A 241-nucleotide genomic window follows, 5' to 3' on the forward strand; every position below is an offset into this window, starting at 1 on the left:
GCACGTTGTCGTGTTCATCAATCAGGGACATCTGCCGTAAACGGTTGTTGTCACCAGGCCATTTCATCGCTACCTGCTTCAGGAAGCGGGTGTTGATTTCATAAATAATATCGAGCAGGCGCGGCAGCAGTTTCTGGAACAGTGATACCTGCCAGCGTTCCAGGGCTTCTGGCAGCAAGGTGTGGTTGGTATAGGCCATACAGCGGCTGGTGATGGCCCAGGCCTTGTCCCAGTCGAATTC

Annotated in this window: 1 protein-coding gene; it reads right to left on the reverse strand. The window is 53.5% G+C overall.

The window, feature by feature from the left end; translation table 11 throughout:
- Nucleotides 1-241 (reverse strand): glycogen/starch/alpha-glucan phosphorylase (locus Q4563_RS22180; protein ID WP_303606079.1); only part of this gene is annotated, 241 nt, incomplete at both ends.

It is taken from the genome of Gilvimarinus sp. 1_MG-2023, assembly GCF_030548285.1.